Here is a 13,027-nt window from a genome sequence, read left to right as displayed (position 1 = left end):
AAGATATCCCTGTTTTATGTATCGCTTGAAAAATTTAACAATGAAAAGGACATTCTATGTACCGTAAAACCTGCCTAGCCCTAGTTTTGGGTTTAATTCTCGTTGGATGTAATAGCAGTAGTACAGATACAACAAATCCTATTGACCCTGTAGACCCTGTAGACCCAGTGGATCCTTCAGGTGAGCCTAGCTTCGGTTTGCCTGACGGTGTTTTAAGCACTGAAGATATCAACTGTAGCCAAGTATTCGATTCACTATCAGGCCTCGCAGACGCTACGTCTACAGAAATGGACGCAGGTACCACGCTTTGCCTAGCAGATGGTGAATACAGCGGCGATTTCCAAGTCACATTTGGAGGCTCTGGCACCGCAGATAAGCCCATTAAAATTGCTGCAGAAAACCCAGGGAAAGCTATTTTAAAAGGCGGTGAAGTCGCAATTAACATGGGCGGTAGCTACAGCCAGCTGCAAGGACTTATTTTTGATGGTGTAGAATATGGCAGTAACTTAATTGCCACTCGCTTTGGCACTAACGATTTGTGTTCTGATTGTCGCATCAGCGAAATCAGCATTTTGAATGCTGTAGCCCAAGATGATTACGGTATTTTAGTACATATTTATGGTAAAGATATTTGGTTAGATCACAGCGTTATTAGTGGCAAAACTGTGGCTAACCCCATGATTTCATTCAACCGCTGGGTAGATGAATCATGGGATGAAGAGACTCAACTAGCAGAACTCGCTCAAGGTATCGTGGTCTATAATAACTACATTGCTAACCGCCCACCTGCCGACAATAAGATGTACGCTAGCAGTAGCGACAATGATTATGAAGCCATAAGAACAGGCTTAAGTGCCACCCACCACTACCCTGGTAACTCATTTATTGTTCGAAACGTTTTCGAACGGATCCAAGGTGAAGCTGAAGTTATTTCTAACAAAGGCTCTAACAACGTCATCGCTTACAATACTATTCGCAATAGTTACGGCTCATTAACCAACCGTCATGGTAATACCAATACCATCAGCAATAACTTTATTCTTAGTGAAGATTACCCTTTTGCAGGAGGATTAAGAATTGTTGATGACGGCCACACCATTACCAATAACTATATTGAAAGTGCCCGTTATAAAAACACCAGCCACCATGGGGGGATTGTTTTACTCGGTTATGACGGTGCAGGTGATGGTGATAACGGCTACCAACAAGTTGAAAATGTATACATCGCCAATAACACCATCGTAGACAGCGTTAACAGTTTAAATATTGATGGTGGCAATAAATCGAACCAGCCTAAAGAAGTGTACTTAGTCAATAACCTGATTGACCATGGAATTGGGCCTGTCATCGTTCAGGCAGAAAACGGCATAATGCCCGACTCAAGCCTAGCCGGTAATATTTTTTATGGACAAACGTTCTCTGATGATGACCAAGTCTCACTGGGTACCGAAGGCATAGAATTCTATAGTGCAAACTTAGCAATCGGCAGTGATAATTTGTATCGCCCTTCAGATTCTACACCGGATATCAGTGCAGTAAGCGATTACGACAACGGTGATTTTAGCGCACCGAGTATCGACATGGACGGTCAAACTCGTTCTGGTGTCAGCAGCGCTGGGGCTGATGAAGCACTAGATAGCGAGGTTGCCTTACAAGCGCTTAATTACGCTGATGTAGGTCCAAATAGCTATCGTCTTAACAAACCTGAAGCCATTATGCTTGAAGTTGATGTAGACAACCCAGCGTTTGATGAGGGCTTAGCTAACTGGACCACCAGCGGCGCTGAAATAGTAACGGGTACTGATGCATTTTCACGTGGTGCTAGCGCAAAATTAACTGGTGCGAGTAGCTTGAGTCAAAGCATAGCTTTAAGCACCGACACGCCATATGTTGTATCAGCCTTCGTTAAAGGCAGTTATCAACTGGCCATTGGCGACTTGGTAAAACTATCAGGTGTGGAATCAAGCAGTGATTATACTTGGGTAAGCGCCGAGTTTAATTCTGGTGATAGTACTAGCGGCACGCTAATATTAAGCTTGCCTGAGCACGTGACTACGGCCACCGATCTGGAAGACGGCAACTTAGGCGAATTTCGCAGCAATAGTGGCAGTAGTAATGTTTGGGTGCAGCATGAAGGTGATTCAGAGGGCTTAGGCGATGTAGGTAGCTCGGGGGATTCAGCCTTTACTGACACAGGCTCATCATCTAGCGGTTCTGCCCGAGTTCGTTTCAAGGCATCGGCCAGCAACCACGACTTCACCGCGACCCCAGGCCTATCACAAACCGTTGCTAATATACCCAGCAATACCAACATGTCCTACTCACTTTACTACTGTGATAACAAAGGTGATGACTCATTAAGTACCCTACATTATGGGGTAAAAGATGACTCGGGCATAATAATCGCTGAAGCATTTTCTCATGTTAGCGATTTGGATGACGCTCCACAAGGTTCGGTCAAAACCTGCTTTAAACAAGTGGAGTTAGCGTTTAATTCAGCAGACAACACCACACTTGAAGTGTTCGCGTTTATGCAAATAGATACCAGCAATAGCGATCCTGAAATCTACGCCAGTGAGCAATTCACCGATGATGAGTTGGAAGTACGTCTCGATGAATTTAGCTTAACTTACTTGGCTACCCCAAGCTCAAACAGCGAAGGTTTGTTTGATGATGTTCGCTTAATGAGCAGAGAAGATTAATCGCTTCACTAGGCACAAGTAACACGCATTACACCTTTTGCTTTACTCCCAGAGCAGCCATTACCGGCTGCTCTATTCAGTGGCTTGCTAAATGTTAAGTTAATTAAAAATAAACCTTTACAATTTGAAGTACTAAGGTAGTATCTATCTCGCTCTGTAATTCAGAGTTATTAGTGAACCAAAAGTAAAAGTAAAGCCTCAGAATCTCTTCGTTATTGTTGTTATCCTTAGTGTTTCCCTTAGCTTTATCGTCACATTAAATAATTCAAGCTTGAGCGCATCGCATTATCGCGAAATATTTATTAATTAATATATAAGGGACACAAAAATGTCTAATAAAACAACTGGTCTAGTAAAATGGTTTAACGAAGATAAAGGTTTTGGTTTCATTACTCAAGACAATGGCGGTGCAGACGTATTTGTTCACTTCCGTGCTATCGCTTCTGAAGGTTTCAAAACTTTAGCTGAAGGCCAAAAAGTATCTTTTGAAGTAGAGCAGGGCCAAAAAGGTCCTCAAGCGGCTAACGTAACAGCGCTTTAATTTCAAAAGTAGGCGCAAATGGTGTAATCACCATTTGCGTTACTTACTCGTATTTTTCACTAACCACATTTATACCGTATCTGCGAAAATATAACCATTTCAAACATCTACTTCTAGTATATGTCGCTGCGATTCTTATTCTCTTCGTTATATCATATAAATACATTCATTTAGCGTAAGCATCAGCACTTAAACTCACACTTTAAGTACCCAATATTGTGGTGTCTTCTCGCTGATATTAACAATAAGGACAATTATGGCTCGTTCAACAGGTCGTAAAAGATTTTGGTTTCAGCATAATCGTAAAGAAAGCTACAAAGCCAAATAACAAAAACAAGCTTTAACCCATTAACATTACTTTTTTAACAACCAGCAATACATCTGCGATATGGTTTTTGCCTCATTAACTTAACCCTATAAGTGCAGACCCTCTCAGTGAGAGTTAAGATCTAAATAAACTGATGAAAATCCTCCTCATCATAAGCAACAACTTAGACACAACTCTCGCTCTCTAGTCGCTATCTGCTATCTGCTATCAAATAAAAACACTATAATATCCTGATTAACCTTGAAATAAATGAGGTTCGGTAAAGTAACGAGCGATCAGTTGATTTTGATTACGTGAGCCCGTTTTACGCAATAAAGACTTAATCTGACTACGTATTGTTTCTTTCGACTTATTCCGCAAGCAAGCTATTTCGGCCCCATCGTAGCCCTCGATAAGCAGCAGTAACACTTGCCATTCGGTCTCGGTGAGCGCTTCCATTGCGACATTAACATCACGGCATCTAAGCAAACTTTGCTGCATATGGTAAAGACTCAATTGCTGGTTTGCCCAATCCGTCAACAATGAAAAAAGACTTTGCATATCGTATTGCTCGTTGACCGAAAACCGATGTTCTCGATGACAACTCAATAGCAAGCGGTGACCATAAGCCAAGGAGCGAAAACCAGAAAGGGTATGATTAAAACTCACTGAGGGATAAATCACCTCAAGAAATACCGGGTTATCAATCTTTCTCAGAGGCAAACGTTGCTGCAAGTATTGGAGAGAGCCCCACAATGAAGGCTGTTGTAAGTAGTCGTTTATATAAACATCATCAGCGCGATGCTGCTGATAACACAGTAACTGCTGTTCAGTAAAGCCCCTACTGTAGTTAAAAATAGGTAAGCCAGTCTGATCCAACACCAACAGCACTACACCTTCAATCGCCACTTTCTTTAATAAAGCGTCAGCCAGCCCACTCAGTGAGTTAACACAGAACACCGCTCGATGACGATGCTCAATTAATGGTGATTGAATTAAAGACGCTTTTAACATTTCCCATCCCTAATACAGTGTACATACCATTAAAGCACAAGCCTCTTAACTATGTACCCGCTTCCGCGTAGTCATTTCCCTAGGCAACTGATCTGAATCAAGTTTTATGTTTTTTTAAGGTTTTCATCACCTATATGGGGGATGAAACGCTCTGTGAGTATGTCCTACCCTGTAATCGCCAAGCTTCCTGCTTTGGCAAACTTACTTCGTAAAGGGACAATTATGAAAAAATTTCATCCTCTCGCCTTAGCGGTTGGGATGGCGGTAGGCCTGAGTGCTTGTGGTGGGAGCGATCCCGAGCAGCCAGTAGGTCCGCTTACACTTGAAGTTACCGCTATCGACGGCTATTTACAGCAAGCTGAAATATGGCTCGATTTAAATCAAAATTTTGTAAAAGACGATGGAGAACCTAGTGCCATAAGTGGCCCTGGCGGTACAGCAGAACTCAATATTACCGGCGTAAGCAATCTTGACGACATCCCTGTGGTGGTACGAGCAATTGCTGGACAAACTATCGATGAAGATCAACCCGATACTGCAATTACTAGCAGTTACATGATGTCTGCTCCGGCTGGCCAAACCGAAGTAACGCCCCTTTCTACACTTGTGCATATCACGATGCGCAACGATGAAAGCTTAAGCCTAAGTCAAGCGAGTCAAACAATAGCCAATGATCTAGGGCTAGAAGAAGATACCGTGCTACTCGGTGACTTTATCGCCAATCAACAAGCAGATCTTGCCCAATTAGCTGGCTTGCTGGTAGCCGCTGAACTCATGCCTGCTAGCGCAGCAGAAGCAGCCCAGCCAGAGGCCGTCGCCGAACAGTTTAACGATGTTAAAGACATACTGGCTGATGTGGCTGAGGATGAAACGGTCATTGTGCAAGATGGACAAATTATTAAAGTTACCGACGACGAGGATGACGACAATGATGGAGTAAATGATAACGAAGATGCCTTCCCGCATAACGCTGATGAAAGCGCCGATAGTGATGGTGATGAAGTAGGCGACAATGCTGATGCCTTCCCTAATGACCCTAGCGAAACCAAAGACAGTGATGGTGACCAAGTCGGTGACAACGCTGATGCCTTCCCCAATGACGCCAGCGAAACCAAAGACAGCGATGGTGACCAAGTCGGTGACAACGCTGATGCCTTCCCCAATGACGCCAGCGAAACTAAAGACAGCGATGGTGACCAAGTCGGTGACAACGCTGATGCCTTCCCCAATGACGCCAGCGAAACCAAAGACAGCGATGGTGACCAAGTCGGTGACAACGCTGATGCCTTCCCCAATGACCCTAGCGAAACCAAAGACAGTGATGGTGACCAATTGGGTGACAACGCTGATGCCTTCCCTAACGACCCTAGCGAAACCAAAGACAGCGATGGTGACCAATTGGGTGACAACGCAGACGCCTTCCCCAATGACCCTAGCGAAACCAAAGACAGTGATGGTGACCAATTGGGTGACAACGCAGACGCCTTCCCCAGTGACCCTAGCGAAACCAAAGACAGTGATGGTGATTTAGTCGGTGACAACGCTGATGCCTTCCCCAATGACGCCAGCGAAACCAAAGACAGCGATGGTGATTTAGTCGGTGACAACGCAGACGCCTTCCCCAATGACCCTAGCGAAACCAAAGACAGTGATGGTGACCAAGTCGGTGACAACGCTGATGCCTTCCCCAATGACGCCAGCGAAACCAAAGATAGTGATGACGACGGCATAGGTGACAACGCGGATGCCTTCCCTAATGACGCCAGCGAAACCAAAGATAGTGATGACGACGGCATAGGTGACAACGCGGATGCCTTCCCTAACGATGCCAATGAAAGCACCGACGCTGATAATGACGGTGTTGGAGACAATAGCGACAACTGCCCGCAACAGGCCAACGCCAACCAGCTTGATACTGATGGCGATGGTATTGGAGATGTCTGTGACAGCGTAGAGCCCGAAGTAGCTAGTTTTGATAGTGCCAAATTTGACCAAGCCCTATGGCAGTAGTCGAGAATAATTCAAAATTTAAGGAACAAATAATGAATAAACTAAACACCACACTTACCATCATTGCCAGCGCTTTATTTTTTAACAGCAGCTTCGCCTTGGCCGCTGCTGAACCAAGCGAACTTGTCACCTTTCAAGCTGGCGGAACGATCAAAGCCAGTGAAATGAACGATAACTTTTTGTATCTCAAAAACTTAAGCCTTTCATCTTCTCCTAACAACGGTTTTAGCGAAATAGCGATCAACTGTAGTGATGATGATGATGCCTTGCTTGATTACTTTGCTGAGCCCGATAGCAGCCAACGTTGGATAACCTTGAACTTAAGCGGTACCTGCGCGGCCGATGACAACGGCGAACTGCAAATCACCCGCGACAGCATTATGCTGCAGGGTGGCGAAGTGGCAGGCATGATTAAAGTCGTTGGTAAGCAAGATGTGGTCGTCAAAGGGGTTAACATCTTAGGTAAGGCTAACGACGATCGTGTTGCCTTTATCGACTCTGGCAGCGCGGTTTACTTCGAAAATAATAGCTACCCAGTAAACAGTGAGTTTTTGTCTACCGGAACTTCTTCCATCGTGTATAACGACAGCGTAGAAGGACAGCGCTTCGTAGCAAGCTTATCTTCTCGTTTATTTTTCTTCTCACCAATAGGAAAAGCCCAAGACATTGTATTAGACACTGCCAGTAGTATGGAATACACCAATCTTAGTAGCGCTCAAATGACAGTATTAAATGCCTCAGGATTTAAAAACTTAGGTCAAGGCACGCTCAGCCTCGATACTTTAAACATGGGCACCGGAACGGGTGGACAAGTTTACGATTTAAGTGTCACTAATGAAGTAGATTTGTTTGCCAATGCTGCTCTCGCAGTAGAGAACCAGCTTAGCGGTCCTTTAGTCTACGTAGGTGCGGGCTCATCACTGATAGGCGCTACCGTCATCACAAGCAAAGTGAATATTGAAACTGGAGGCAGCGTTGATGTTGACGTATTAGGAACCCAAGGTTCACCAATAACTGATTTAGAACTAAGAGGCAAATCAGCACTATGGGCTGAAAACAGTTACCTTACTAACGTTTACGCCATGGACAGTAGTATTGATAGCGCCAACATGGTTATCACTGGCAGCCTATTTACCCGTAAAACTAGCATTCTGTCACAAGATAGCTTCACTCTGAGTGGTAGCGCCGATGTGGGAAGTTTCAGTTATTTGGAAATGGCCTATCCGTTGGCAGATATGTGTAATAACTTTAACCATATTAATGTTGAAGCTTGGTCTTTTACCGATCAACAAGGCTTTCCTTATGATTGCCCATAAGCGTTAAGCGAGCAGTAAACGGTAATCTTAAAAAGGCTAAGCCCACTGGCTTAGCCTTAATGTAGTGAGCAAAATGAACAAACAATACAACCTGAATTGTAGAGCACTTCTGATTTACGGAAACGCGGCCTTTGGACACGCCGTTCTAGCGCTGAAATTACAAGCATATGCGTCTGTAATCAGCCAAGTCACTCACAAAGCTGATACAAAATAACTCAATGGCGAAGTGATCCTATCAATCAGCGACTACGTTAAGATATGTATGGGTTAAATTTAACTGGAGCAACGCATGCACCAGCTTCATTATTTACTAAACAGCCACCAGCCAGCACAAGCGATACAGAAATGTTTGCTTGAACTAGGCTTAGACCTGAAACAAATAAAATTTGTGTCTCATATCGAGGCGCAAGTAAGCACCCATCAATTGCATGCTACAGCCTTTATTGAACAAGCAGATATAGTAAGAAAATGTTTGTTAGGTGCCCTATTTGGATTGATTGCAACAGCAATTTGTATCGCAGGGCTATGGTTAAGCGGCTTAATTTCTCTAAACATATTGAGTATTGTTATTATTGGAGTGCTACTGAGCCTCGTTACTGCTTGGCTAGCCGGTATGGTGGCCTTCAACCAAGAAAACCACACTTTAATTAATTACCAACAAGCCTTATTGCCCGGCCAGTTGCTATTAATAATTAACACACCGCCCTGTTATCGCTCTGCTGCCAAAATGTGTATGCAGCGATACGCGCCCTACATTATTTTCGACAACCAGAAGCTGCTCCCCCCATGGCGGCGATTACACTTAATTAAATACTAAATCTTAGCGCTTACTCTTTTTATGCTGATACATTATTTGATCAGCGTCTTCGATAACACAGTCCATCGATGACTGCTGCTCAAAATCTACATCCACTAGGCCATAGCTAAAATTTAAAGAATACTCTACATTCAACTCAGCCACTGTTTGGCTTAACTCGTCAGCAAAACGAGCTAACACCTCTTTGGCTTGATCTAAACGGGTATTGGTAAACAATACCGCAAACTCATCTCCACCTAAGCGACCAAATAAATCAGAATCTCGCAACGAAAGTCGCATCTGTTCTGCCACCAACTTTAGGGCTTTATCGCCTTCAGCATGCCCATATTGATCATTAATCGGCTTAAACGCATCTAAGTCGAAATAAGCCAAGGCCAAGGGAAGCTGCTGTCGTTTACACATAGCAAATGAGTATTTGGCCAGTTGCATAAAACCACGACGATTCGAGATAGCGGTTAGCTCATCGGTACCCGCTAAGTGCAAAACGGCTAACTCTTGTTCAACCATTGCGGCTAAATCGCTCAGCGCTAATAAATCATCAGCGTCGAGACTTTTCGGTTCAGTATCGATGATGCATAAAGTGCCTAACTTATCGCCATTGGGTGCCTTTAAAGGATGGCCAGCATAGAAGCGAATATAGGGGTAACCAGTGACTAATGGGTTATCTGCAAAGCGCTTATCTTCAAGCGCATCGCGAATTTGGAAGGTAGTATTATCTAATATGGCATGCCCGCAAAATGAAATATCGCGTGGCGTTTCAGTGGCATCAACGCCAAAGCAGGATTTAAACCACTGGCGATTTTCATCAACCAAGCTGACTAAGGCAATAGGCACCTTAAATAAGCGCTTTGCCATACGAGTAATACGATCAAAACGTTCTTCTGGCTGAGTATCTAAAACATCTAATTGTTTAAGTGTTTGTAGCCTACTCGCTTCGTTAACCGGTGTATCTGGTGCTTGCATACTATGCTTCTTAATTGGAAATCATGAATGGATAAACGAATAACAACAACATCCATTAATTTAATCTTAATTATCAATTAGTTTTAGTATCTATCTCAAGTTGGAAAATGGCAAGTTTAAGGTTCATTAAAGATAAGTATAACAGCAGGCTTTAGCGCTGAAGTACTCATTAGCGAAGCAGTGCAAATAAATGTATAGCAGAAGTGTTAACCAGCGGGGGCAATCAGTAGATAACAACGAGTAAACCAGGTTACTTAGTACACAAACTTACCAAGTTCCCGGTTCACTCACCGTATTTTTAACCAGTCAGTATTGTCAATATGACACTAACCATCCCCTACCAAGGCACTTCAATGCCCATCGTTTCGATGAGTCTAGCGACTTCTGCCCAAGCAGCTTTCTTTTGGGTCATATCGAGTTCTTCTCCAATTAGAAAATCACGATCTCCAGGTGCATTACTGTGACCTAACAACGCCGCAATCGACATCCAGACATAAGCCTGCTCAGGGTCTTCTTCCATGTTAGTGCCTTCAAAATAGTAAAGACCTAACAGATAAGCCGCTTCTTTATGCTTATTCAAGGCAGCTTGATTATACCAAAACTCTGCCTGACCATAATCTTGCTCGCTCCAATAATGCTCAGCCAATAAAAACTGGGCTTCGCCATCTTGTTGCTTAGCCGCCATGGTTAACCACTGAAGCGCTGCTTCTTTGTTAACGCCTTGGTTTGTTAAGCCTTCGCTATATAACACCGCGGCTTGAGTCATTGCAGGTACGTTGCCTAAATTAGCAGCCTTTAAGTAAGCGGCTAAAGCTGCATCATAATTCTGCTCTACCCCATCACCAGTATGAAGTTGTTGGGCAAGATCAAACTGCTCTTGGCCACAAGAGCCAGAACACACAATCGCAGAGGTTTCGGATGAGTTTACAGGTGCGTCGTTGGTATTGCTGCAAGCGACTAACATCGATGCACTAATACCCACTAAGCAATAGAGTGATTTTTTCATTATTTATTTTCCTTTGTTAACCGTTGCCTAATGACCAAAAAAGACAACCGGCGCAAAGCTACCACACTAAGGCCTATGGAAAATAGTGAATAATTACTTCATTGCGATGAATCAACTTAGCAGGGAAAATTGAAAATAGTGCTATCAAGATCACAAAGTTACTGCTAATCAGCATTAGCAGTAACATGTTTATGCATATAGTGGTTATTTAACGCAGTTATCAAAGAAGGTGACCGTAGCAGGCCAGTCAGAAAACACACCCACTAATTCTAGCTCTTTTTTGAGTACATTTAACACTTCAAACTCAGGGTAATCAGTGTAACGGCGCTCGATTGTCCAAGTAATTAAGTCTAAACCTTCGGCTTTAAGCTGCTTGGCGTAATCGCTCGCTACTACTACTCCATTTTGCTGCTCAAGTAAGGCTGTGTAGATAGGAGCCACAATGTTAATCCCTTTTGCTGCAATCTCTGTAGGGCTAGGTACACCATCAAGCAAGTAAATTAAGTATACTGCTTGCTCACCAAATTCGGGGTTATTGGCAATCCAATACTCTACATCGTCAATCGAAAATGACTGGGCGTATACTTGGCTTGGCTCAACACCAGCGTCGATGTATTCATCTATCATTTTTTGGGCAAACTGTTGTTGGGTGATACCCGCCACAGCGAGATCTTTAGCATCAGGTGTTTTTAGCTCTGGCGCCATTTTCACACCTAGCTCTTTAAATAAAGCGATACTTTCTTTGTGCGACAGCAAAGTACCACTATCGGCGTAAAGATCAGTGCGAAAACTAGGCGTAGCATTCATATACTCTTCCACAGTAGTAGCGGCTGAGTTACTGGCATCCATCTTACCTTGTAAAGACTTATATTCAGCCAAGGTGAAATCTGAAGTGCGGCATTCTGCCGTCGCATCTACACCATTCACACTATCAGCAGGAGTAAATGGTAACGAGCATTTGGCAGCTAACTCAGGCACAGCTAAAACGTTGGTAGTGGTGTGTAAATCTGCGTGTGAATGACGGCAAACCAACTCAGCATCTTTGGTAAAGGCTACATCACATTCAAGCACCCCCGCCCCCATGCGGGCGGCCGCGACATAACTTTCACGAGTATGCTCAGGAAACATTAACGGCGCACCGCGGTGACCAATAGAAAAATCACTCACCTTATAACTGGTCATATCTTCAACACAGGCGCTTAGCGTGTCTTTTAGTTCACCCTCAGCCAACTGGTCAACCAGATAAGCAGGGCGAGGGCCTAGTTGAATTGATGAAATTGCTGCAGACTTAGTCTCAAGCACAGTGTTATCGTCATTACAGGCACTGAGCAGAACAAGCGGGCATAGTAACAAAACCAAGCGGGTGAATTTCATTGGCAAGCATCCTTATCTTTAATTTATCGAGCTAAATTACTCGCTCTCTAGTTAAAGTGGCCAAGGTTGCAATGTGATGAACAATTGATGTTTAATTTATGTCTAGCGTTAATACCCAACAAGCCAGCATCAATCGATGCTGGCTTGTTTGAACGCGGTATCGGTTTAGCGATAATCGGGAATAGAGCGATTCCATGTCACTAGGCGTTTAACACGGGCTTTATTACCCCAATAGCTAGCCAAACGGGGGTTGACCTCGGTCGCCAAGCCCACTTTGTAGTAATAAGCTAAGGTACTCGCCGCAGGTTTAGAGCCCAGCTCTGCTGCTAAAGTAAATAGTTCAAAAGCCTTTTGGTAGCTTTGCTCTACGCCACGACCATAATGATACATCCTTGCCAGTGCCCATATTCCTTCAGCGTTGCCTTGCGCAACGGCTTGTTCAAATAGGCCCTGCGCTTTAACAAAGTCACGTTGGCCAATCACTCCATGGTAATGCAATAAACCCAATTCTCGACTTGCATCAGGGTGTTGTTGATTGCTCGCCAACTGATAGTAATCAGCTGCTTTAGTGAAGTCAGCGTCTTCAAAGGTGCCTCTAGCATTTGCCTTAGCAACCCAATAAGCCGAATCTGCGCGGCCATTCTCAGCCAATTGTAGATGTAAATTCAAACAAATTTGCTGCTTTCTAAGACTGGCACACCAACCATTTAACGATGAATTACTAGCGCTTAGTTCGGTGTTTGCTTGTACTTGAAAAACAACACTCAAGATTAAACTCGAGCATGCCACAAACCAAGTAATAAACGTTTTCATGATGTTTGTCCTTTGGCTACTGATTAGGGGGGTATTTAAGTTCAAAACACCCTTTTTGTGATCAGCTTCGCATTTAACGTGCCAAATATAAAAACCATGCATTTCAAGCAACAAGCAGAATTTAGACGACAACACTCACCAAAATAAAGCGATAAACGCTAGCT

Annotated in this window: 10 protein-coding genes; 5 read left to right on the top strand and 5 right to left on the bottom strand. The window is 43.7% G+C overall.

Annotated elements, in window-relative coordinates; genetic code table 11:
• Positions 1 to 56: 56 nt before the first annotated feature.
• Both ACVFI8_RS17985 and cspE read left to right on the top strand, forming a co-directional pair.
• On the top strand, positions 57 to 2,702 hold the full coding sequence (locus ACVFI8_RS17985; protein ID WP_457872162.1) for a polysaccharide lyase 6 family protein: 2,646 nt from the start codon (positions 57 to 59) through the stop codon (positions 2,700 to 2,702).
• A 328-nt stretch (positions 2,703 to 3,030) separates the two neighbouring features.
• Complete coding sequence (gene cspE / locus ACVFI8_RS17980) at positions 3,031 to 3,243, top strand: transcription antiterminator/RNA stability regulator CspE (protein ID WP_248712215.1); 213 nt, start codon at positions 3,031 to 3,033, stop codon at positions 3,241 to 3,243.
• 562 nt (positions 3,244 to 3,805) lie between these two features.
• Here the strand turns inward: cspE and ACVFI8_RS17975 are convergent.
• Complete coding sequence (locus ACVFI8_RS17975) at positions 3,806 to 4,564, bottom strand: helix-turn-helix transcriptional regulator (protein WP_248712216.1); 759 nt, start codon at positions 4,562 to 4,564, stop codon at positions 3,806 to 3,808.
• Between the two features lie 222 nt (positions 4,565 to 4,786).
• On the opposite strand from ACVFI8_RS17975, the gene ACVFI8_RS17970 reads away from it, so the two are divergent.
• From ACVFI8_RS17970 to ACVFI8_RS17960, 3 genes are all read left to right on the top strand, one after another.
• Positions 4,787 to 6,574 (top strand): thrombospondin type 3 repeat-containing protein, encoded by a 1,788-nt coding sequence (locus tag ACVFI8_RS17970; RefSeq protein ID WP_457872160.1) that lies wholly within the window; start codon positions 4,787 to 4,789, stop codon positions 6,572 to 6,574.
• A gap of 32 nt (positions 6,575 to 6,606) precedes the next feature.
• A complete protein-coding gene (locus ACVFI8_RS17965; RefSeq protein ID WP_248712218.1) occupies positions 6,607 to 7,890 on the top strand; it encodes a hypothetical protein in 1,284 nt (427 codons plus the stop codon).
• A 289-nt stretch (positions 7,891 to 8,179) separates the two neighbouring features.
• Complete coding sequence (locus tag ACVFI8_RS17960; RefSeq protein WP_248712219.1) at positions 8,180 to 8,707, top strand: hypothetical protein; 528 nt, start codon at positions 8,180 to 8,182, stop codon at positions 8,705 to 8,707.
• Positions 8,708 to 8,710: 3 nt separating this feature from the next.
• Here ACVFI8_RS17960 and ACVFI8_RS17955 read toward each other — a convergent pair whose 3' ends face one another.
• The 4 genes from ACVFI8_RS17955 to ACVFI8_RS17940 form a co-directional block, all read right to left on the bottom strand.
• Positions 8,711 to 9,670 (bottom strand): sensor domain-containing diguanylate cyclase, encoded by a 960-nt coding sequence (locus ACVFI8_RS17955; protein ID WP_248712220.1) that lies wholly within the window; start codon positions 9,668 to 9,670, stop codon positions 8,711 to 8,713.
• A gap of 337 nt (positions 9,671 to 10,007) precedes the next feature.
• A complete protein-coding gene (locus tag ACVFI8_RS17950; protein ID WP_248712221.1) occupies positions 10,008 to 10,676 on the bottom strand; it encodes a tetratricopeptide repeat protein in 669 nt (222 codons plus the stop codon).
• A gap of 204 nt (positions 10,677 to 10,880) precedes the next feature.
• Entirely contained in the window at positions 10,881 to 12,050 is a 1,170-nt protein-coding gene (locus tag ACVFI8_RS17945; RefSeq protein ID WP_457872158.1) for a glycerophosphodiester phosphodiesterase family protein, read from the bottom strand.
• Positions 12,051 to 12,215: 165 nt separating this feature from the next.
• A complete protein-coding gene (locus tag ACVFI8_RS17940) occupies positions 12,216 to 12,863 on the bottom strand; it encodes a tetratricopeptide repeat protein (protein ID WP_457872157.1) in 648 nt (215 codons plus the stop codon).
• Positions 12,864 to 13,027 lie beyond the last annotated feature (164 nt).

The organism is Agarivorans sp. MS3-6 (assembly GCF_054112545.1).
Note: the sequence above shows the minus strand (reverse complement) of the source record. Positions and strands in the feature narration are given on the sequence as shown.